Origin of the sequence: Micromonospora sp. WMMA1976 (genome assembly GCF_027497335.1) — a bacterium.
Classification (GTDB): domain Bacteria; phylum Actinomycetota; class Actinomycetes; order Mycobacteriales; family Micromonosporaceae; genus Micromonospora; species Micromonospora aurantiaca.
On sequence record NZ_CP114912.1, the window covers coordinates 3,662,187 to 3,682,587 of the forward strand.

The 20,401-nt window shown below is 73.5% G+C and carries 16 protein-coding genes; 6 read left to right on the forward strand and 10 right to left on the reverse strand.

The genetic code is table 11. The features are described 5' to 3' along the window. The first annotated feature begins 30 nt into the window (after window positions 1–30). From O7546_RS17000 to O7546_RS17010, 3 genes are all read left to right on the forward strand, one after another. Window positions 31–219: a hypothetical protein gene (locus tag O7546_RS17000; protein WP_013286843.1), complete on the forward strand. Its 189-nt coding sequence runs from the start codon at window positions 31–33 to the stop codon at window positions 217–219. Window positions 220–253: 34 nt separating this feature from the next. Next, a complete protein-coding gene (locus tag O7546_RS17005; protein ID WP_194799079.1) occupies window positions 254–727 on the forward strand; it encodes a hypothetical protein in 474 nt (157 codons plus the stop codon). Between the two features lie 79 nt (window positions 728–806). Then, window positions 807–2,027 (forward strand): MFS transporter, encoded by a 1,221-nt coding sequence (locus tag O7546_RS17010; RefSeq protein ID WP_194799078.1) that lies wholly within the window; start codon window positions 807–809, stop codon window positions 2,025–2,027. On the opposite strand, the gene O7546_RS17015 is transcribed toward O7546_RS17010, so the two are convergent. Beyond that, complete coding sequence (locus O7546_RS17015; RefSeq protein ID WP_281599373.1) at window positions 1,955–4,729, reverse strand: LuxR family transcriptional regulator; 2,775 nt, start codon at window positions 4,727–4,729, stop codon at window positions 1,955–1,957. The two genes, O7546_RS17010 and O7546_RS17015, sit on opposite strands and share 73 nt — an antisense overlap. Before the next feature lie 194 nt (window positions 4,730–4,923). Between O7546_RS17015 and O7546_RS17020 the strand changes: the two genes are divergently transcribed. Continuing rightward, window positions 4,924–5,445: an RICIN domain-containing protein gene (locus tag O7546_RS17020; RefSeq protein WP_194799076.1), complete on the forward strand. Its 522-nt coding sequence runs from the start codon at window positions 4,924–4,926 to the stop codon at window positions 5,443–5,445. 53 nt (window positions 5,446–5,498) lie between these two features. On the opposite strand, the gene O7546_RS17025 is transcribed toward O7546_RS17020, so the two are convergent. The 4 genes from O7546_RS17025 to O7546_RS17040 form a co-directional block, all read right to left on the reverse strand. After that, window positions 5,499–7,718: a carbohydrate-binding module family 20 domain-containing protein gene (locus O7546_RS17025; protein WP_194799075.1), complete on the reverse strand. Its 2,220-nt coding sequence runs from the start codon at window positions 7,716–7,718 to the stop codon at window positions 5,499–5,501. Window positions 7,719–8,087: 369 nt separating this feature from the next. After that, window positions 8,088–10,364 carry a catalase/peroxidase HPI gene (gene katG, locus O7546_RS17030; RefSeq protein WP_194799074.1) on the reverse strand — a complete coding sequence of 759 codons (2,277 nt, stop codon included), beginning with the start codon at window positions 10,362–10,364 and terminating at the stop codon, window positions 8,088–8,090. A 23-nt stretch (window positions 10,365–10,387) separates the two neighbouring features. Continuing rightward, window positions 10,388–10,816 carry a Fur family transcriptional regulator gene (locus O7546_RS17035; RefSeq protein ID WP_135240611.1) on the reverse strand — a complete coding sequence of 143 codons (429 nt, stop codon included), beginning with the start codon at window positions 10,814–10,816 and terminating at the stop codon, window positions 10,388–10,390. 134 nt (window positions 10,817–10,950) lie between these two features. Beyond that, window positions 10,951–11,952 carry a glycoside hydrolase family 11 protein gene (locus tag O7546_RS17040; protein WP_194799073.1) on the reverse strand — a complete coding sequence of 334 codons (1,002 nt, stop codon included), beginning with the start codon at window positions 11,950–11,952 and terminating at the stop codon, window positions 10,951–10,953. A gap of 525 nt (window positions 11,953–12,477) precedes the next feature. Between O7546_RS17040 and O7546_RS17045 the strand changes: the two genes are divergently transcribed. Next, window positions 12,478–14,061, forward strand: a complete 1,584-nt coding sequence (locus O7546_RS17045; protein ID WP_281599379.1) for a ricin-type beta-trefoil lectin domain protein — start codon at window positions 12,478–12,480, stop codon at window positions 14,059–14,061. Between the two features lie 19 nt (window positions 14,062–14,080). Here O7546_RS17045 and O7546_RS17050 read toward each other — a convergent pair whose 3' ends face one another. The 5 genes from O7546_RS17050 to O7546_RS17070 form a co-directional block, all read right to left on the reverse strand. Further along, complete coding sequence (locus O7546_RS17050; RefSeq protein ID WP_194799071.1) at window positions 14,081–14,560, reverse strand: hypothetical protein; 480 nt, start codon at window positions 14,558–14,560, stop codon at window positions 14,081–14,083. Window positions 14,561–14,604: 44 nt separating this feature from the next. Continuing rightward, on the reverse strand, window positions 14,605–16,218 hold the full coding sequence (locus O7546_RS17055; protein WP_194799439.1) for a class I adenylate-forming enzyme family protein: 1,614 nt from the start codon (window positions 16,216–16,218) through the stop codon (window positions 14,605–14,607). Between the two features lie 155 nt (window positions 16,219–16,373). Next, window positions 16,374–17,138 carry an ABC transporter permease gene (locus tag O7546_RS17060; protein WP_013476421.1) on the reverse strand — a complete coding sequence of 255 codons (765 nt, stop codon included), beginning with the start codon at window positions 17,136–17,138 and terminating at the stop codon, window positions 16,374–16,376. Window positions 17,139–17,161: 23 nt separating this feature from the next. Continuing rightward, on the reverse strand, window positions 17,162–18,139 hold the full coding sequence (locus O7546_RS17065) for an ATP-binding cassette domain-containing protein (RefSeq protein ID WP_194799069.1): 978 nt from the start codon (window positions 18,137–18,139) through the stop codon (window positions 17,162–17,164). 85 nt (window positions 18,140–18,224) lie between these two features. Beyond that, a complete protein-coding gene (locus O7546_RS17070; RefSeq protein ID WP_194799068.1) occupies window positions 18,225–19,385 on the reverse strand; it encodes a glycosyltransferase in 1,161 nt (386 codons plus the stop codon). A 71-nt stretch (window positions 19,386–19,456) separates the two neighbouring features. Between O7546_RS17070 and O7546_RS17075 the strand changes: the two genes are divergently transcribed. Continuing rightward, the gene (locus tag O7546_RS17075) at window positions 19,457–20,395 is read left to right on the forward strand and encodes a 3-oxoacyl-[acyl-carrier-protein] synthase III C-terminal domain-containing protein (RefSeq protein ID WP_194799067.1); all 939 of its coding nucleotides are present in this window, start codon (window positions 19,457–19,459) and stop codon (window positions 20,393–20,395) included. The last annotated feature ends 6 nt before the right edge of the window (window positions 20,396–20,401 follow it).

The following is a 20,401-nucleotide window of genomic DNA, read 5'->3' on the forward strand; positions in this document are numbered from 1 at the left end:
GCCGCGTGGTCGCCGGGGCACCTGACGGTCATGACTGATCCGGAGCAGTTCCAGCGGCAGCAGGAGGGCGCGCTCGAGCGCGGGCAGGTGTTCCAGGACGCCGAGGGGCGGCGTACCCGGGACCCGGGTGCCGGGGCGGAGAACGCGGAGAGCGAGGCCGACCGCAACGCCGAGCGTCTGGCACGCGGCGAGGTGGGCCCGGGCGTGCCGGAGGACTGACGTGCCGAGGCGGGTGTCAATGTAGCGTTGACAGGTGACCCTGGACCACCTGTCCGAGATCGCCGCGGCCCGGGTCCGGCTGGACGACCGCGAGCTGGACCTGATCGACCGGGCCCGGCACGGCGGCGCCACCTGGGCCGAGATCGCGCGGGCGCTGGGCCTGGGCAGCCGGCAGGCCGCCGAGCAGCGCCGGCAACGCCTCGTCGCGGCCCGGCGGGCCCGCCTGTCCCGGCTCGATCCGGCCGGTGCCCCCGACCTGCCCGTGCTGCGGGCGGCGGTCACCGACCTGCACCGCTGGATCGAGGCGGACCGCGCGTGGGACGGCCGTTTCCCCAGTGCGGCGTTGACGCGCCGCACCTGCGCGCTCGCGCTGGACGCCGGCGCCGGGCCGCTGCACACGCTGGCCGCGCATCTCGCCGACGACCTGGCCGGGGCCGGGAGGCGGCTGCCCGCACCGGCATGCGACGCCGCCCGGCGCATCGTCGCCGCACTGTCAACGTCGCATTGACGTACGCCCGAGGCATTGCCTCTTGGCGGCTCAACTCCGGAGGATGTGAGTCCACCAGACTCAATCTCTCGGGGGATCCATGCGTCGCAACGCCGTCCTGTTCGTGGCCGTCTCGCTGCTGTCCGGTCTCGGCGGCAGCGCCATGGCCCTGGTCTGCGGCATCTGGATCCTGGACCTGACCGGCTCGACCGGGCTCGCCGCGCTGGCCGGGCTCTGCGTCTACGCCCCGACGCTGGCCGGCCCGTGGCTCGGCGGCCTGCTCGACCGGGTGCCCCGGCGTCCGCTGGTGATCGGCGTCAACCTGGCGCTCGCCGCCGCGCTGCTGAGCCTGCTGGCGGTACGGGGGCCCGGCGAGGCGTGGCTGATCTACGCGGTCTCGCTCGCCTACGGGATCGGCTACGTGCTCGTCGACGCCGGCGAGACCGCGCTGCTGCCCGCCGCGCTCCCTCCGGCCCGGCTGGCCGACGTCAACGGCTGGCGGTCGAGCGCGCAGGAGGGCGTGAAGCTGGTGGCGCCGCTGGCCGGGGCGGGCCTGTACGCGTGGCGGGGCGGGCACGTCGTCGCGGTGCTCGCCGCCGTCGTACCGGTGCTCGTGGCCGTGCTGTACGGCGCGTTACGCCTGACGCGGACCGTCCCCGCTCCCCCGGCCGCCCGCCCGGCGGGGGTTCGGGACGGGCTCGCCGCGCTGCTGGCCCGGCGGGCGGTACGCGTACCCGTGGCGCTCGCGGCGGTGTCCATCGCGATGTCCGGCTTCACCACCGCGGCGCTGTACGACGTGGTGGTCACCGGCCTCGGGCTGCCGTCCACCTTTCTCGGTGTGCTCGCCGGCGCCCAGGGTGCCGGATCGCTGCTCGCCGGGCTGGTGGTCGGCCGGCTGGTCCGCCGCCACGGCGAGATCGCGGTCGGTGCCGCCGGCACGGTCCTGTTCGCGGTCGGCTGTCTCGGGCGCTGCCTGCCCTGGTGGCCGGGCACCGTGGCCGCCTCGGTGGTGATCGGCGTCGGTCTGCCGTGGACGCTCGTCGCGGCGGTCACCGCCGTGCAGACGTACACGCCGCAGGCGATCCTCGGACGGGTCGCCGGGACCGCGAACACCGCGATGTTCGGCCCGATCACGCTGGCCATCCCGCTCGGGTCGGCGGCGGTCGCGGCCGGCGGCCGGCCGCCGCTGGTGCTCGCCGCCGTGGCGTGCCTGGCCGCGGCACTGGCGGCGGCCGTCCGGCCGGGTCGTCAGCCCGCGGCCGGCGGGCCGGACAGGTGGCGGATCAGCTCCGGCCGGGAGCGCAGCCGAAGCTTCCGGTAGACGTTGCCGAGGTGGTACTCGACGGTCTTCGGTGACAGGAAGACCCGGGCCGCGATCTCCCGGTTCGTCAGGCCCTCCGCCACGTGCAGGGCGATCAGGCGTTCCTGGCCGGTCAGCCGGTCGACGGTCCGGTCGCCGGGTTCGGGCGGCCGCCGGCCGGTGGCGTCGATCTCGGTGCGGCACCGCCGCGCCCAGCCCTGCGCACCGAGCGCCTCGAACAACCGCAGCGCGGCGTGCAACTGGACCCGCGCGTCCCGGCGGCGCCGTGCCCGGCGCAGCCGCTGCCCGTAGCTGAGCAGCGTCCGGGCCCGTTCCAGCGGGACGACGGCGGGATCGCACCGGGCCAGCGCCGCCGCGAAGACCTCGTCCAGGTCCGGTTCGCCGGCGAGCAGGCCCTCGACGCGCGCGGCGGCGGCCCGGGCGGCGGCACCACCCGTACCGGCCAGGTCGCGCAACCGCCGCACCGACCGCTGCGGGTCGGACAGGTGCGCGTACGCCTCGGCCAGCTCGGCCGCGACGGGCAGCCACCCCGGTTCGGCGATGCCGCCGTCGCGCTGGGCCCGGCGGACCCGTTCCAGCTCGGTCACGGCGTCGTCCCAGCGCGCCCCCACCACCGCCACGATCCCGGTGGCGTATCGGAGCCGGACCTCGATCTCCCGGAACTCGCCCGGCAGGAGCCGGCGGGCGTCGCCGACGTGCGCGAGCGCCTCCGGCTCCTCGCCGAGCAGCGCCTCCACCAGGGCCAGCGCGGCCAGCGCCTCCGCCCGCAGCACCGGAAGCGCCACCTGCTCGGCGATCCGGACCGCCTCGGCGGCGGCCTGGTACGCCGCGTGCAGCCGGCCGGTGCGCCACTCCAGCCCGGCGAGCCGGGGCAGGGCGTACGCCAGCAGGAACACGTCGTCGGCGGCGCGGGCCCGGTCGATCTCCGGTTCCAGCAGCGCCCGCGCGGTGTCGTGGTCCCCGATCCAGCAGAACACCTCGGCCAGCTCCGCCGCCGATCCGTCGGCGTGGCCGGCGCAGGCGGCGAGCAGGGTACGGGCCGACGCGACCCCCTCGGGCAGCCCGGCCAGCACCTGCGCCGCGGCCAGCCGGATCGGCCCCTTCGGCCAGGTCGCGCCCGTATCAGCGGCGGCCAGCTCGGCCACCCGCGCGCACAGCGGCACCATGCCGGTGACGTCCAGCCGCGCCCAGAACTGGTTGACGCGGGCGCTCATCAGCCGGGCCGCGCCGAGCGGATCCGCTTGCGCGTACGCCTGCGCGTCTGCCACGTACGCCTCGGCGCCCGCCATGTCACCGTGCTGCTGCGCCAGGTGGGCGAGCAACGGCTTGACCCGGCAGCGCAGGTCGGCGCGCCGGGTCAGCCCGATCGCCTCCTCGCCCAGAGTGACGGCGTGCCGGCTCGCGCCGGCGTTGGCCCAGGCGCGGGACGCGGCGGCGAGCCGGGACGCGCGTACGTCCGGGTCGGGGGTCAGACGGGCGGACCGCTCGTACGCGCGGGCCTCGGCCACCACGCCGCCCCGGCGTTGCGCCCGCTCGGCGGAGCCGGCCAGCAACGCGGCGACGCCCTCGTCGGGCACGGTGGTGGCGGCCGCGAGATGCCAGGCCCGGCGGTCGGCGGTGTCGTCGCCGGTGAGCGCGGCGGCCACCGCCAGGTGGGCGGCCCGCCGCCGGCCGGGGCCGGCGACCGAGTGGACCGCGGCGCGGGTCAGCGGGTGGCGGAACGTCACCTCGCGGTCGGTCACCCGGATCAGCCCGGCGTCGACCGCCGGGTCCAGCACGCCCAGGCGCAGCCCGTCCGCCGCCAGGATCCGCTCCAGCAGCGCCGGGGTGGTGGCCTCGGTGACCGCACAGGCGACGAGCGGACGCCAGGTGTCGTCGGGCAGCCCGCGGGCGTGCGCCAGGACGGTCATCTCGATGCGGTCGACGAGCACGAGAGGCTCCCGCAGCGGCAGCCATCCGTTGCGGTGCTCGTCGGACAGCGTCGCCGGCAGTTCGGTCAGCGCGAGCGGGTTGCCGGCGGTGGCCGCGGCCAGGTCGGCGGCGACCCGGCGGTCCAGGCCGGCGCGCATGGCGAGCCGGATCGCGTCGTCCCGTGCCAGACCGGTCAGCGGCAGCTCCGGCAGGCCGGGCGCGGGGAACGCGGGGGCGTCGCGGGCCGCGAAGACGACGGCGACCCGGTCCGCGAGCAGGCGCCGGGCGGTGAACAGCAACGCCTCCGCCGAGGCCGGGTCGATCCAGTGCGCGTCGTCGACCAGGCAGAGCACCGGCGTGTCCTCGGCCGCCGTCGTGAGCAGGCTCAGCGTCGCCACGTACGCGGCGAGCCGGTTGACCGGACCGGAACCGCCGCCGATGGCGAAGACGGTACGCAGCGCGTCGGCCTGCTGAGCGGGCAGATCGCCGAGGCGGTGCAGCAGCGGGCGCGCCAGTTGGTGCAGCGCGGAGAACGGCAGCTCCGCCTCGAACGGGGCGCCGGTGGCGCGCAGCACCCGCATCCCGGTGGACCGGGCGGCACAGTGCTCCAGCAGCGCCGTCTTGCCCACGCCCGCCGCGCCGCGCAGCACCAGGGCACCGCCGTGACCGTCGACCGCGTCGGCCAGCAGCGCGCCGAGCCGCCGGCACTCGTCGGCGCGCCCGAGCAGGGCGTCCTCACCGGTGTCCGTGGCCGTGCCGACGGCACCGGCCGGCGCCGGACCGCTGCCCATGACCGCACGCTAGCCGCCGGTGTGGTCCGGGCGGGCGGGCGCGACGCGAACCCGACAGGGTGCCCGCGCGGCCTCGTCGACTAGGAGGAACCCGGATCCGGGGGCCGTCACGGATCCCTAGCGTCGTCCCCAGTCGTCCGGCCGGTGACCACCGGCGGAAGCGGGACGGCGACACGACTCCGAGGGGAGACACCATGATCGGGAAGAGAGCGGCCGGGGTGCTGGCGGCGGGACTGCTCGCCACCGGGTTCGGGGTGGCGTCCGGCCCGCCGGCGCAGGCCGCGACCGGCCACTACGCCATCGTCAACTACGGCAGCGGCAAGTGCCTCGAGGTGGACCGGTCCGGTGCCCCGTCGTCGCTCGGCGGCCGGGTCGTGCAGCGCACCTGCGACGGCCAGGCCGTGCAGCGCTGGTCGCCGGTGGGCCGGGACACCTACACGTTCGTCAACCAGTTCAGCGGCATGTGCGTGGACGTCCGCAACGGGGTGAACGCCGACGGCACGCCGTTGCAGCAGTGGGCCTGCACCGGCACGTCGAGCATGAAGTGGACGGTCGACCCGAACTCGTTCGCGGGGGTGCACCAGATCAGGTCGCAGATCGGTGGCCGGTGCATGGACGTGCGGAGTGGATCGGACGCCGACGGCGCGACCGTCCAGATCTACCGCTGCACCGGGTTCGGCAACCCGGCCCAGGTCTGGTCGTTCGCGGCCGTCTGACCGGCGCGGATGCGGCCCGTCCCCAGGGGTGAGGGGGACGGGCCGCACGATCGTCAGCGCCAGGTGTCGCTGACGGCCCGGGTGCCGGCGGCCGGCGTGGTGAGCGTCCGGTTCGCGCCGGACTCCCAGATCACCGTGCCGTCCGGGTTCTTCTTGACGTACTTGTACTCGACAGCGGTGTTCGCGGGCAGGTCGACTGTGGCCCGCCAGACCGGGTAGGCGGCCGGCGAGAGGGCGACGGCGGCGGCCGGGTTCCAGCCGCCGAGCGCCGGGATGTTGCCGACCACGAACACGTTCTGCCCGTAGACGGTGGTCGCGGTGGCGGAGAACGTGGTGGCCACAGTCGTGCTGACGGTATCGCCGCGGAACGTCTCGGTCACCGCGTACGTGCCGCCGGCCGGGGTGGTGAACGTCCGGTTCGCACCGGACTCCCAGGTGACGGCGCCGGCGGCGGTCAGCTTGACGAACTTGTACTCCGCCGCGGTGGACCGGGGCAGGCTGACGGTGGCGCGGTAGGTGCCGCCGCCCTGCGCGGCGAGCTTGACGCCGTTCGCGGGCGTCCACGAGCCCAGCTCGGGGATGTTGCCGACGACGTGGACGTCCTGCCCGGCGGCCACGTTCGCGGCGACGGTGAACGTGGTGGCGATCCGGTCAGCCGGGCTGACGGTGGGCGACGCCGTCGGCGAGGCGGTCGGCGAGACCGACGGGGACGCGGTCGGGGAGGCCGTCGGAGACGGGCTCGCGCCCGGCCGGGCGTTCACGTGGATCGCGACCGCGTCGTCGGCCGGGAGGGTCACTGTGGCCCGGCCGCCGGACACGGTCACCGTGGAGCCGGTGCAGCCGCTGCCGGTGGCGACGCCGGAGATGACGTCGCAGTACCGTCCGTCGGCGAGCCCGGTGACGAAGGTGGCGGTGGTGGCCGAACCGGAGTCGTTGATGCCGATCCACGCCCGGTCGCCCCGGTGGAAGCCGATCACGTTGCTGTTCACCGTGGTGAAGTCCGAGACGGTCCTCACCGGGCGGGCCGCGTTGGCCCAGCCGACCATGCCCTTGACGCCGGTGGTGCGGCTCAGGCAGTTCCAGGCGGCGCCGCAGACGGTGTCGGTGACCCGGCCGGTGCCGTCGTGCGGCGGGGACTGGTTGCGGTTGGACCAGGTGAAGCTGTCGTAGACCGACGGCTTGCCGTGCGGGTAGGCAAGCGCGAAGTAGTTCGCCAGCACGTAGTCGGTGCCGTTCTTGTACGACAGCACCACGCCGTCGCGCTCCAGGTCGTGGTTGGTGACCATGGCGAAGACGTTGGCGCCGGGCGCGTCGAGGTTCCAGTTCGGCACGTTCGCCAGCGCCGAGATCGAACCCTGGAACGCCGAGCGGATGCCCTTGGCGTACGCGAAGTCGAGCACGTCGCCGTTGCCGATGTAGGCGCGGGCCTGCAACGCCGGGTTGCTCGCACCGTCGAAGATCTCCTGCGCGACGTACGGGCGCCGGCCCTCGGCGACGGTGTCGTTCAGCTTGCCGAGGATTGCCGCGAAGTCGTCCTTGCGGATGTGCTTGACCGCGTCGACCCGGAAGCCGTCGACGCCGAGCCCGATCAGGTCGTTCAGGTAGCCCGCGATCTTGTTGCGGACCGCTTCCTTCTCGGTGTAGAGGTCGGACAGCGACAGCAGCTCGCAGCTGGTCACCTGGGCCTCGTTGTTCCAGTCGCTGATCGTGCCGCCGGTCGGGCAGTTGTCGCCGGGGCGGTGGAAGTCACCGTCGCCGTACGGCACGGCCGGGTAGCTGTAGCCGGAGAACTCGGTGCCGGCGTAGCCGCGGGTACCGGCCGGGTTGTTGGTGCCGGCCATGTGGTTGACCACCGCGTCGACGTAGACGCGCACACCGGCGTTGTGACACGCGGTGACCATCGCGGCGAACTGCTGGCGGTTGCCGAACCGGCTGTCCAGCTTGTACGACACCGGCTGGTACACCTCGTACCAGGGGTACGCGCCGTCGGCACTGGCGGGCAGCTTCACCGACTCCTGCGGCGGCGCCACCTGCACCGCACCGTATCCGGCTGGTCCGAGGTGGTCGGTGCAGGCGGCGGCGACCGAGGTCCAGTTCCATTCCCAGAGGTTGGCGGTCACCTCGCTGTCGTTGAGGACGACGGCGGCGCGGGCGGGGGCGGGGGCGGTGGTGGCGGCGGCGACGGCGACGGCCACCGTGCCGCCGGCCGCGACGAGCGCGGCGGCGAGCAGCAGACGACCGGCGCGGCCACGGTGTGGCCTGGCGGAGTGCATGGCTGGGGGACCTCTTCCGTGGGTTCGAAAGGGTGAGCGGGGGTGGGGCGGCCGTCCCGGGTAGCGAACACCATGCGCCATCCATGAAAGTCTTTGCAAGGGCTTGCGGCAAAGTTTTCGAAACCAGCAGGCAACACGAGTAGGCTCGGATTCGCGACCACCAGCGACGATCCACGCTGGACCGAGTGGGCCGACGCTCAGCCGAGATCCCGCTGCTCGGGACGGGACGAACCGCTGCGCGGGACGACCGCAACTTCCGAGCAGATTTTCCAACGTTTGCGGGCCGGCGCGTGCTGCTGATCCCCCGGACACGGACGAGCCCCGGCCCGTCGCGGCGCGACGGACCGGGGCTCGCTCGGATGTGGCGGATCAGGCCAGGTCGAAGCGGTCCAGCTCCATGACCTTCGTCCAGGCGGCGACGAAGTCGCGGACGAACTTCTCCCGCGCGTCGTCGCTGGCGTAGACCTCGGCGAGCGCCCGTAGCTGCGAGTTGGAGCCGAAGATGAGGTCGACCGCGGTGGCGGTCCACTTCACCTGGTCGGTCGCCAGGTCGCGGATCTCGTACACGTGCTCCTCGGACTCCGCCGCCTTCCACCGGGTACCCGGGGAGAGCAGGTTGACGAAGAAGTCGTTGGTGAGCACGCCGGGCCGGTCGGTGAGGACGCCGTGCGCGGCGCCGCCGACGTTGTTGCCGAGCGCGCGCAGACCGCCGACCAGGACGGTCATCTCCGGCGCGGTCAGGTTCAGCATGTACGCGCGGTCGACGAGCAGCACCTCCGGCTGGGTCTTCTCGCCCGGCCGCAGGTAGTTGCGGAACCCGTCGGCGCGCGGCTCCATCACCCGGAACGACTCGACGTCGGTCTGCTCCTGGGTGGCGTCGGTGCGACCCGGGTGGAACGGCACCGTGACCTCGACGCCGGCGTCGCGCGCCGCCTGCTCGACAGCGGCCGAGCCGGCCAGCACGATCAGGTCGGCGAGCGAGATCTGGGCGCCGCCGGCGGCGTTGAACTCCTGCTGGATGCCCTCCAGGGTGGCCAGCACGGTGGCGAGCTGCTCGGGCTGGTTGACCTCCCAGTTGCGCTGCGGCTCCAGCCGGATCCGCGCGCCGTTGGCGCCACCGCGCTTGTCGGTGGAGCGGTAGCTCGCGGCCGAGGCCCAGGCGGTGGAGACCAGCTGGGCGGTGGTGAGGCCGGACTCCAGCACCTTCGCCTTGAGCGCGGCGACGTCGGCGTCGTCCACCAGCTGGTGCGCGGCGGCCGGCACCGGGTCCTGCCAGAGCTGGGCCTCGGGCACCCACGGGCCGAGGAAGCGGCTGACCGGGCCCATGTCACGGTGCAGCAGCTTGTACCAGGCCTTGGCGAATGCCAGCGCGAACTCGTCCGGGTTCTCCAGGAAGCGGCGGGAGATCTTCTCGTACGCCGGGTCGACGCGCAGCGACAGGTCGGTCGTGAGCATGGTCGGCTTGTGCTTCTTCGACGGGTCGTGGGCGTCCGGGATGATCGCCTCGGCGTCCTTGGCGACCCACTGCTTGGCGCCGCCGGGGCTGGTGGTCAGCTCCCACTCGTAGCCGAAGAGGATCTCGAAGAACCGGTTGCTCCACTGGGTCGGCTTGTCGGTCCAGGTGACCTCGAGGCCGCTGGTGATCGTGTCGCCGCCCTTGCCCTCGCCGTACGTGCTCAGCCAGCCCAGGCCCTGCGCCTCCAGCGGCGCGGCCTCCGGCTCGGGGCCGACGTGCCGGTCGGCCGGGCCGGCGCCGTGGGTCTTGCCGAACGTGTGGCCGCCGGCGATCAGCGCGACGGTCTCCTCGTCGTTCATCGCCATCCGGCGGAACGTCTCACGGATGAAGTGCGCCGCCGCGAGCGGGTCGGCGTTGCCGCGCGGGCCCTCCGGGTTGACGTAGATCAGACCCATCTCGGTCGCGCCGACGCCGGCCACCATGTCCTTCTCGGAGGCGTAGCGCTCGTCACCCAGCCAGGTGTCCTCGGGACCCCAGAAGATCTCCTCCGGCTCCCAGACGTCCTCCCGGCCGAAGCCGAAGCCGAAGGTCTTGAAGCCCATCGACTCCAGCGCCACGTTGCCGGCGAGCACCAGCAGGTCGGCCCAGGAGATCTTCTGGCCGTACTTCTGCTTGACCGGCCAGAGCAGCCGGCGGGCCTTGTCCAGGTTGGCGTTGTCCGGCCAGCTGTTCAGCGGCGCGAACCGCTGCCCGCCGTCGCCGGCGCCACCGCGGCCGTCCTCGATGCGGTAGGTGCCCGCGGCGTGCCAGCTCATCCGGATCATCAGGCCGCCGTAGTGGCCGAAGTCGGCCGGCCACCAGTCCTGCGAGGTGGTGAGCACCTCGCTGATGTCCCGCTTGAGCGCCTCGACGTCGAGCTTCGCGAACTCCTTGGCGTAGCTGAACTCCGGGCCCAGCGGGTTGCCCTTGGACGAGTGGGCGTGCAGCACCGACAGGTCGAGCTGGTTGGGCCACCAGTCGCGGTTGCTGCGCGGACGACCGCCGGTCTTCGGGGTCGGCGAGTCGATCGCCGGGTTCTCGCTCTCGCTGCCGTGCGCGGTCACCGAGTCGTGCGCGACCGGGCAGCCGGCCGCCTCCTTGGCGTCCACGCCCTGCGGGCTGACGGGCCGGTTGTCCTGGGTGTCGCTCATCTGCTTCCTTCCGAACTGGCGGATCACTGGGCGGTGCGGTCGGCCGCGCAACCGGGGCAGGTGCCCCAGTAGACGACCTCCGCCTCGTCCACCACGAAGCCGTGGTCGTCCGAGGCGGTGAGACAGGGGGCGCGGCCGACGGCGCACTCGACGTCGGCGATGGCGCCGCAGGAACGGCACACGACGTGGTGGTGGTTGTCTCCCACCCGCGACTCGTAGCGGGCCGTGGCGCCGGCCGGCTGGATGCGCCGGATCAGCCCGGCGTCGGTGAGGGCCCGGAGCACATCGTAGACCGCCTGGTGGGACACGGTGGGCTGCTCGGCGCGGACCAGGGCGATCACCGTGTCGGTGTCGACGTGCGGGTGGTCGCGCAGCGCGGACAGCACCGCCAGGCGGGGCCGGGTCACCCGCAACGAGACCGCCCGGAGCTGCGTCTCGAAGTCGGCCGTCATGCGACGACCTTAGTCCGGTCTTTTGGAATCAATCAAGTTTTTGCCCAGGTGTGTCGGCCGTCACATCATGGCACTCCCGGCGCACGAAACGGGGGTGCCGCGCCAGGCGCGGCACCCCCTCCCCGGAAAAGGGCTCAGGCGGCGGAACAGGTCGCCGTCGGGGTGTTGCTGTTGCCGTTCTTGTAGAGCGTGATGCCGAAGTTGTTGCCGTTGCCGTTCGGGCGCGCGGTGAGCGTGCCGCTGGTGCCGCTGATCGACGCGTTCCAGCTGTTCTGCAGGCTCTGCCCGCCCTGGGTCTGGATGCTGACCACCCAGTTGCTGGTGCCGCTGACCGAGAAGGTCACGTTGAACCGGTCGCCCCACTCCTCGGCGCGGCTGACGCTGACCGTGCAGCCACCGTTGTTCGGCGGCGGGGTGGTCGGGTTGCCACCGCTGGTCCCGCCGATCGTGATGTTGGAGTTGCCGCTGCTCTGGTAGCCCTCGGTGGCCAGGATCTGGTAGTCGTGCGAACCGAGGTTCATGCCGTAGCGCGACCAGGCGTCGAAGTGGTTGCCGGAGGTGATGGTGCCGCCCACGCGCTTCGACTGGCGGACGCTCCAGTACTGGTAGAACGTCCGGGTGCCCTCGATCGAGGGGGCGTTGACCCGCTGGGTGCGGTAGATGTCGTACGTGCCGCCGTCGGAGGACACCGAACCCATGTAGCCGCTGCCCGGCGGGCGCCAGCTACCCCAGCTGTCCACGATGTAGTACTCGACGAGCGGGTTGCGCGTCCAGCCGTAGAGCGTCAGATACGCGTTGCCGGACGGGTTGAAACTGCCGGAGTAGCTGACCGTGCGGCGGCCGCCCGGGTTCCAGCCCTTGCCGGCGACGAAGTTGTTGATGTTGCTCCACTGGGTGCTGTACTGACCACCGTTGCCCATGGTCATGGAGACGTTGCCACTGTCCTTCCAGAAGGAATAGAAGTAGCCGTTGTTGGTGCCGGTGGAGTTCGACGTGACGGTGGTGTCGGCGTAGGCCGGACCTGACGCGACGGCCGTCGCCCCGGCGGCGATCAGCGCCACGGCACAGGCACCGCCGAGGGCCATCCTGAGGCGTCCGCGCCTGCGGATGCCCGTACGGACGGGGGCGTCTTTCATGGACGGGTTTCCTCCCTGTGACGGCTGGCGGGCGGCCAGCTTCCGGTGGCGCGAGCCGCGGGTGCTCGCCCGCCCGCGGACGGCGGGACCGGGGCGACAGCCGCGCCACGGGTGGTGGTCGGACATCGACGTCAATCGAGATACGCCGATGGCCACAGTATTGGAGCCCTGGTTCATCCTGTCAACAAGTTCCGGAAATGTTGTGGTAACCCCGGCCCGGACCCTGAACGGCCGTTACGGCTGCCGAAAAGCGCCTCCGAACAGCATCGACGGGCCGGCGACAGCTGCCCGGACGTCATCGGAGGCGATGGGATCCCGAAAACTTTCGGTTCTGTTCCGGATCAACACCGCCACCGCCGGTAGGCGCGCGCGAGCGGGCGGGGCCGGGCCGGACCGTCCACATTTGACGGCTCGCCGGACGCTCGGTTCAATGACGGCCGGACCGGATCGGACCCGATTCCGGCCGGGTGAACCGAGGACGCCGCGCACCGGCAGGGCGTCCGTCATCACCGGAGGGACCGCCCTGTGACACCCGATGCCCCCGGCGCGCGCCCGCGGCCGCGCCGGATCCCGCGCGGCGTCGTCGCCGCCGGCGCCGCCGGGCTGGCGGCGCTGAGCCTGGCGGTCGCCGCCCTCAGCGGGAGCGTCGCCACCGCCCGCGACGACGAGCCGGCCGGCCGGGCCGTCTCCGCCGAGCACCTGGCCGCCATCCGGGCCGCTGCCCGCTCCTGCCCCGCGCTGACCCCGGCGCGGCTGGCCGGGCAGCTGATGGCCGAGTCGGGTCTGGACGCGCGGGCCGAGCGGACCGCGTCCGGCGGCCGGGGCCTGGCCGGACTGGACGACGAGCGGTGGCGGACCTGGGCGCCGTGGCCGGACGCGCAGCGCACCGACGGCGCGGCCAACATCCTCGCGCTGGCCCACCACATGTGCGACCTGGCCGGGCAGGTGCGCGCGGCTGCCGTCCCCGGCGACCCGTGGCGGTTGTCGCTCGCCGCGTTCCACACCGGGTTCGAAAAGGTACGCGCCGCCGAGGGGGTGCCCTCGGCGGCGGTCCCGTACGTCGACGAGGCCGGCCGGTACGCCGCCTACTACGGGCGGCAGGACGGCTTCGCCGAGACCGGCCCAGCCGGCGGCGAGGGTGAGCGCCGGCAGCCCAGGGCGGTCCCCGCCGCGTACGTCCGCCTGGTGGTACGGGCCGGCTCGGTGTGCCCGCAGGTGCCCCCGGCCGCTGTCGCCGCGCAGCTGATGGCCTCCTCCGGTTTCGACCCGAACCTGCTCGGCGACGGTGGCCGAAAGGGCATCGCCCAGTTCCGGCCCGAGCTGTGGCGTGCGTACGGCCCGTCCGGCGCCTCGCCGTGGGACCCGCAGGCAGCGGTACCGGCGGCCGGCGCCACGCTCTGCGCGCTGCGGCGGGAACTGGCCGCGCTCGACGGCGACCCGGACCTGCTGGCGCTGGCGGCGTACCGCGACGGGACCGACGCCGTGCGCCACACCGGCGGCGACTTCGACGCCGGGACGCAGGCGTTCCTGCGCACGGTCCGGGAGTTCACCGACTTCTACGCCCTCGACGGCCGGCTGCGCGGCACGCCGGCGAGTTCCGGCACCCCGTCGCCCGGTACCCGGACGCCGAAGCCGCCGGCGTCGTCGGCCGCGCGCCCGTCCACGTCGGCGCCGGCGGCGGGCACGTCGAAGGAACCGGCGAAGCCGGCCGCGCCGGTCCGCCCGGCCGGCGCGAAACAACTCGTCGGCAAGGAGACCGGCCTGTGTGCCAGCGGCGGCAGCGGGGACGGCGTACGCGTCGTGCTGCGGGCCTGCCGGGAGGAGCGCTCCCAGTGGTGGACGTTCGCGTCCGACGGCAGCGTCCGGGTCGAGGGCGGCCTCTGCCTGGACGTGGCGTGGGGCGAGAAGCGCGACGGCGTACCGGTGCAGACGGCGTGGTGCAGCGGCAACCCGGCGCAGAAGTGGGAGTGGATCGAGAGCCAGGGCCGGCGGTCGCTGTTCAACCGGGCGACCGACCGCTGCCTGGACGTCGACGGGCACGCCGCGGGCGCGCCGCTGAACGCCTGGACCTGCGTGTTCAACGTGAAGCAGACCTGGTCGCTGCGCTAGCCGGGCGACCAGGCCCGGATCAGGGAGTCGAGCCGAGGACCAGCCCGAACGCCCCGCAGCAGGCCAGGCCGACCACCGGCAGCAGGACCAGCATGACGCTGTAGTTGGACCACAGGCCGAACCGGGTGACGTCGGTGCCGTAGCCGTCGTACACCCGGTTGCGCCACCCGCCGAAGCGGAACGCGAGGTGGTGCGCGGCCCCCGGCTGTACCGCGAGCGTCGTGGTGACGAGCGGGACGCCCATGAAGTCGGTGTACCTGACGTCGTGCGCGCCGGCCGGCACCGCCACGTGCCAGGTCCCCTCGCCGGGGATGGCGACCACCTGACGGTTGATCTTGAAGCGGCTGGTCACCGGCACCGGGATCAGGTACGGCCCGCGGTTCACCGAGACGACGAGCACCCCGCAGCCGGGCGGCGGGGTGATCGGGTGCGGGTAGGCGATCAGCGGGCTCACGCCGCCGGGCATCGGCGGGTACGGCTGCGAGGGGAGGTAGGACACGGCTGGATTCTGGCACGGCCGCGCCAGCCGTCGATGTCCCCCGGTCAGCCGGTGCCGGGCGCTCCGGCGCCGGCGAGCAGCCGCTGTCGCATGAGGAACTTGCGGACCTTTCCGGTCGGCCCGGTGACCACGTCGTCGTCGGGGACCGTCACGACCCGCCGCAGCGTCGCGGCCACCGCCGGCCCCAGCGCGGCCCGGACCCGTTCGGTACGGTCGTGCGCCGGATCGGCGTCGGCGGCGAGCAGGAGCAGCACGTCGGTGACGGTCGTGCCGTCCTCCCCCGCCGCCGCGAGGACTGTGCAGTCGCGGACGTCCGGGCAGTGCCGGAGGATGCGCTCCTCGGACAGCGCGGTGTACAGCCAGGTGCCGCCGCCCAGGTCGACCGCGTCGCTGGCCCGGTCGACGTGGTGGTAGTCGCCGGCCGCGTCGCGGTACATCAGGTCGCCGGTCAGGTAGTAGCCGCCCAGCCGGGTGCGGTACGTGGTGACCGAGTCGTTCCAGTAGCCGAGCGCCAGGGTCGGCGACTTGAGGCCGACGTGCCCCACCTGCCCCGGCGGGACCTCCTCGCCGGTGTCCACGTCGAGCAGGGCGATCTCGGCGAACGGGTACGGCTTGCCGACACAGCGGTCGTAGCGGTCGCTGCCGAGCCGGTGGGTGATCCGGAACGCGCCGTGCCCCATCTCGGTGGAGCCGAGCATGTCGACGAACTTGGAGCCGGGAACGTCGACCATGCCGTCGCGGGTGTACGCGGGATGGCTGCCGACCGCGACGAGCCGGCGGACGTGCGCCTCGTGCGCGCAGTCACCGGTGTTGAACCAGTTGCGCACCGAGCTGAGGTCGCGGGTGGTGAGGTCGACCCGGGCCAGCTCGGACCAGGTCACCGCGAAGCCGAACACGCCGGTGGGGCGCCACCGTTCGATCGCGGAAAGGATCGTCTCGGCGCTGCGCGCGAACGGGCCGCCCTGCGCGGACAGACACAGCAGCTGGTAGCCGTTGCAGAGCGCCTGGTTGAGCGTGATGATGCCGGCGGCGTGCGCGGCCGGCAGCGCGGACATCTCCCGCACCTCGCCGTACGGCCGGGACTCGGTGAGCCGGACCGCGCGGATCGCGGCGAACAGCCCGTGGTGCGAGTGGACGATCGCGGCGGGCACCCGGGTGGTGCCCGAGGAGTGGGTGATGACCACCGGTTCCTGCGGGTGGTGCCGGTGGTGCGGCGGCGCCTGCGCCGGGTCGCCGGTGCCGGTCTGCGCCGCGTCGCCGAGGATCGGCGCGCCGAGGGCGTGCTCGGCCAGGGCGGCGTGGTCGGCGTCGACCACCACCCCGGCCCCGCGCAGCCGCCTGACGAACTCGGCCGCCAGCTCGACCGGCATGTTGCCGTTCATCAGCGCCGGGATCGCGCCGAGCCAGGTCAGCGCCAGGAAGTTGAGGAACACGTCTGGTGCGGAGGTCACGTACACCGCGACCGGGTCGGCCCGGCCGACGCCGCGCGCCCGGAACCAGGCGGCCCGGGCCGCGACCCGCTCGGTGAGCGTGGCGAGCGACAGCGGCGTCCAGGCGGGGATGCCGTCGACGTCGGCGTCGAACGTCACCCGGGGCATGTCCATGTCGGCGCCGTGTTCGGCCAGCCGGAGCAGCACGTTGCCCGCGCCCAGCTCCATGTCGGCCGCCAGCGTCGCCCGGAAGTTGTCGGCACCCAACGAGTGGCCTCCTCAGCTGACACGCGTCACGGCCGCGCCCCGTACCGGCCGCCGAGCGGGGACACGATCAGGCTAGAGCGCCCGCCACGCTGAGACAATGGTCGATGCACGGACGGTCAGGAGACCTCGCGGTTGAACAGGTGCGACGACCAGAACAGACTGGCGGCGGCCAGCCCGGACATGATGAGCGCGCCCTGCCACACCACGGTCTGGGTGATCTGGCCGGCGAACAGCGCGCGCATGCCGTCGGTGGCCCAGGCGAACGGGTTCCACACCGCGACCCGCTGGATCCACATCGGCGCCAGCACGAGCGGGATGAGCACGCCGGCGAGCAGCGACACCGGCTGGCCGACCGTGTTCACCAGCACGCCGAGGCTGTTCTCGTTGCGCACCAGCAGCGCGATGTCGTACGAGATCGACGTGCTGAGCAGCACCATCACCGACAGCAGCGCGTACGACACCAGCAGGTTCGCCAGGTGCACCCGCAGGCCGAACGGCAGCGCCACCAGCGTGACCACCACCGCCTGCACCACGTTGAGGCACACGTGCATCAGCGCCCGGCCCAGCAGCAGGCCGGTCCGGCTCACCGGCGTCACCCGGCACCTGTCGATGATGCCCGCGCGCAGCGCGCTGAGCAGCCCGTACCCGGCGAACAGGCCACCGAACAGGCCCATCGCCACGAACAGGCCGGGCACGTAGATCCGGTACGCGTCGGCGTACGACGCGGCGCCCCGGTCGACCATCACCACCTTGAGGAACGGTGCGAACAGGATCAGGTAGGTGATCGGCTGGGCCAGGCTGAACGCGACCATCACCGGGTTGCGCACCATCAGGCCGGCCTCCTGCTGGAAGATCAGCCAGGTGTCGCGGACGAGCTTCACGCCGTACTCCTCTCGGCGTCCGGTCACTCGGCGAGCGACCGGCCGGTCTTGGCCAGGAACACGTCGTCGAGGCTGGGTCGGCGGGCCTCGATCGCGCCGGGCTCGATGCCCCTGTCGTAGAGCGCCCGCATGATCTGCGGGATGGCCGTGGCGGCGCTGTCCACGTAGAGCCGCAGTGTGCCGTCGACCGGCTCGGCCGCGTGCACGTACGGCGCCTCGGCCAGCAGCTTCGTCGCGGCCGGCAGGTCGCCGCCGGTCTGGTCCGCGACGTCGGCGGTGGCGAAGTCGATGGCGACCACGTCGCCGGAGATCTCGCGTTTGAGCGCCGACGGGGTGCCCTCGGCCACGATCCGCCCGGCGTCGATGATCGAGACCCGGTCGCAGAGGCTGTCGGCCTCGTCCAGGTAGTGGGTGGTGAGGAAGATGGTCATGCCCTCCTCGCGCAGCCGCCGTACCTCCTGCCACATCCGGACCCGGCTGGGTGGGTCGAGCCCGGCGGTGGGCTCGTCCAGGAACATGACCTGCGGCGAGTGGATCACGCCGAGCGCCACGTCGAGGCGGCGGCGCTGCCCGCCCGAGTACGTCTTGATCTTGCGGTCGGCGAAGTCGTCGAGCTGGAACGCGCGGATCGCGCCGGCGGCCAGGTCCTGCGCCACCGACTTGGACAGCCCGTGCATGCGGGCCTGGAGCACCAGGTCACGCCGGGCGGTGGAGTCGTCGTAGGTGCCGCTGGCCTGCGCCACGAAGCCGATCCGCCGCCGGACCTGCGCGGGTGCGCGCAGCAGGTCGACCCCGGCGATGGTGGCCGCTCCCCCGCTGGGCCGGATCAGCGTGGCGAGCATCCGCAGCGTGGTGGACTTCCCGGCGCCGTTCGGGCCGAGGAACCCGACGATCTCGCCGCGCCGTACCGCGAAGTCGACACCGCGCACGGCGTCGACTGTGGTGGCGCCGCGCCCGCGTCCGACCCGGAAGGACTTGCGTAGGCCGGTGGCCTCGATCATCGAGCCTCCTCGTGCGGCAGGACGCCGGCGCGGGTGCGTCAGGTCAGGCTAGTTCCGCGCCGACGGTTGGACAACGGTCGATGCGTCAGGCGTCGGCAGCCGTGCGTGCCAACGCGGCGAGGTGCGCCGCCGCCGCCCGCGCGCCGCCGGCCGCCGCGAACGACTCACCGACCCGGCGCGCCCCGGCCCGGTACGCCGGTTCGTCGAGCACCGCGCTGAGCGCGGCGGTCAGCTCCGCCGGGGTCGCCGTGCCGAAGGAGACCGCCAGACCGGCTCCGGCCCGGCACACCTGACTAGCGACCGCCGGGTGGTCGTGCCGGATCGGCGCGACCACCACCGGCACGCCGTGGGCCAGCGCCTCGGACACCGTGCCCAGCCCGCCGTGGGACACCAGCGCGTCCAGTCGCGGCATCAGTTCCAGCACCGGCACCCGCGGCGCGACCAGCACGTGCGGCGGCGGGTCGGGCACCAGGCCGGGCCCGGCGGTGAGGATCACCTGGACCCGGCCGGCGAGCGGCGCGGTCGCCGCCGTCATCCGCCGGAAGAAGTCGGCGGCGAGATGCTCGGCCATCGTGCCGACGGTGACCAGCACGTGCCGGCGGCCGGGATCCCACGCCTCCCAGGCGAACGCCGGCGCGTTCGGCCGCCGTCCCAGTGCGGGCCCGGTGAGCACACAGCCCGGCGGCAGCGGCGCCGGGCCGGTCAGCGCCGCGGTGGTCAGCCCGATCACGAGGTACGGCGAGAAGCGCAGGTCGATCGTCTCGCCCACGGGGACGTCGGTCATCGCCCACACCCGGCGGATCTGGGCGCGCACCCAGTCGGTGAACTCGGGCATCTCCTCCGTGGGCGGCGTCAGCTCCAGCATGCCGACGCAGAACGTCGCCCACGGCAGCCCGCGGCGGTGCGCGGCGAGCGCACCGGCCAGCGCGTACTGGTCGGCCACCACCACGTCCGGCTCGTACCGCTCGACCGCCGCGTCGGCGGCGTCGCGGATGAATCGGTTCGCCGGCAGCACGTGCCCCTCCCAGAGGCTGCGCACCGAGGCCGCCCCGGACGCGCCGTCGGGCCGGTAGTAGCGCTTGCCGGTCGGGAACAGCACGGCATCCGGGCCGACCAGCGGGCGCAGGTCGCTGCGCGGCCCGACCCAGGCCACCTCGTGCCCGGCCACCTCCAGTTGCTGGGCGATGGCGACCGGGGCGTGCAGGTGGGACTCCACCGGCAGCACGACGAACAGAAAGCGAGCCACGTCGATATGATCGCACGCGCGTTGACATCCACCGGCGTCACTGATCTGATCCGTGTCGTGACGGTACGCGTATGACGGCGATCGACGCCGTCTCGGTGTTCCTGCCGCAGCGCCGGGTGCCGGTCGAGAGCCTGGCCGCGCCGCTGGGCCTGACCGACATGCAGGTCCGCCTGTTCGGCCGCTTCCACGGCCTGACCGAGGTCCGCCGCGATCCCGGGTTGTCCCTGACCGACCTGCTGCTGCGCGCGGCGGGCGGCCTCACCGCGCTGCCCGCGCTGCGGCAGCGGGTGCGGTTCGTGGTGTACGGGCGGGCGTTCCCGGTGGTCACCCCCTATCCGGTCAACCCGCTGCACGAGGTGTGCCGCACGCTCGGGCTGAGCCACGCGCTCGCGTTCACGCTCACCCAGCAGTCCTGCGCGAGCGCGCTCGCCGCGATCGACGTGGCCGGGCGGCTGCTCGCGTCCGAACCGGACACGCCGGACGGCCCGCCGCTGGCCCTGGTGCTCACCGGGGAGAAGGCGTTCACCCGCGACGCCCAGTTCATCCCGGAGACGTCGGTGTTCAGCGAGGGCTCGTCGGCCTGCCTGCTCAGCGCCGGTGGCGGCCGGGACCGGCTGCTCGCGTACGCCTGTCACCAGCGGGGCGAGTTCGACGTGGCCGGCGGCGAGTCCCCGGCGCGGTTCCAGCGGGCGTACCGGCCGGCGCTGGCCGAGGTGATCGGCCGGGCGCTGGACCGGGCCGGGACGGCGCTGTCCGAGCTGCGGCTGGTGCTGCCGCACAACGTGAACCTGATGACCTGGAAGCGGTTGTGCCGGCTGATCGGGCTGCCGCTGGACCGGGTGCTGCTGGACAACGTGACCGAGACCGGCCACGTGTTCTGCGCCGACGCGTTCGTCAACTACCGCACCGCCCGGCAACGCGACCTGCTCCGGCCGGGTGACCGGTACCTGGTCGCGGCGGTCGGTGCCGGGGACGGCGCGACGTTCGCCGCCATGGTGTTCGAGCACTGAGCGGCG

Coding starts and splice junctions, on each gene's coding strand:
- O7546_RS17025 (WP_194799075.1), bottom strand. CDS start 7,718: ATGCACTCCGCCAGGCCACACCGTGGCCGCGCCGGTCGTCTGCTGCTC.
- O7546_RS17015 (WP_281599373.1), bottom strand. CDS start 4,729: ATGGGCAGCGGTCCGGCGCCGGCCGGTGCCGTCGGCACGGCCACGGAC.
- O7546_RS17010 (WP_194799078.1), top strand. CDS start 807: ATGCGTCGCAACGCCGTCCTGTTCGTGGCCGTCTCGCTGCTGTCCGGT.
- O7546_RS17075 (WP_194799067.1), top strand. CDS start 19,457: ATGACGGCGATCGACGCCGTCTCGGTGTTCCTGCCGCAGCGCCGGGTG.
- O7546_RS17035 (WP_135240611.1), bottom strand. CDS start 10,816: ATGACGGCCGACTTCGAGACGCAGCTCCGGGCGGTCTCGTTGCGGGTG.
- O7546_RS17000 (WP_013286843.1), top strand. CDS start 31: ATGACTGATCCGGAGCAGTTCCAGCGGCAGCAGGAGGGCGCGCTCGAG.
- O7546_RS17040 (WP_194799073.1), bottom strand. CDS start 11,952: ATGAAAGACGCCCCCGTCCGTACGGGCATCCGCAGGCGCGGACGCCTC.
- O7546_RS17065 (WP_194799069.1), bottom strand. CDS start 18,139: ATGATCGAGGCCACCGGCCTACGCAAGTCCTTCCGGGTCGGACGCGGG.
- O7546_RS17020 (WP_194799076.1), top strand. CDS start 4,924: ATGATCGGGAAGAGAGCGGCCGGGGTGCTGGCGGCGGGACTGCTCGCC.
- O7546_RS17055 (WP_194799439.1), bottom strand. CDS start 16,218: ATGGAGCTGGGCGCGGGCAACGTGCTGCTCCGGCTGGCCGAACACGGC.
- katG (WP_194799074.1), bottom strand. CDS start 10,364: ATGAGCGACACCCAGGACAACCGGCCCGTCAGCCCGCAGGGCGTGGAC.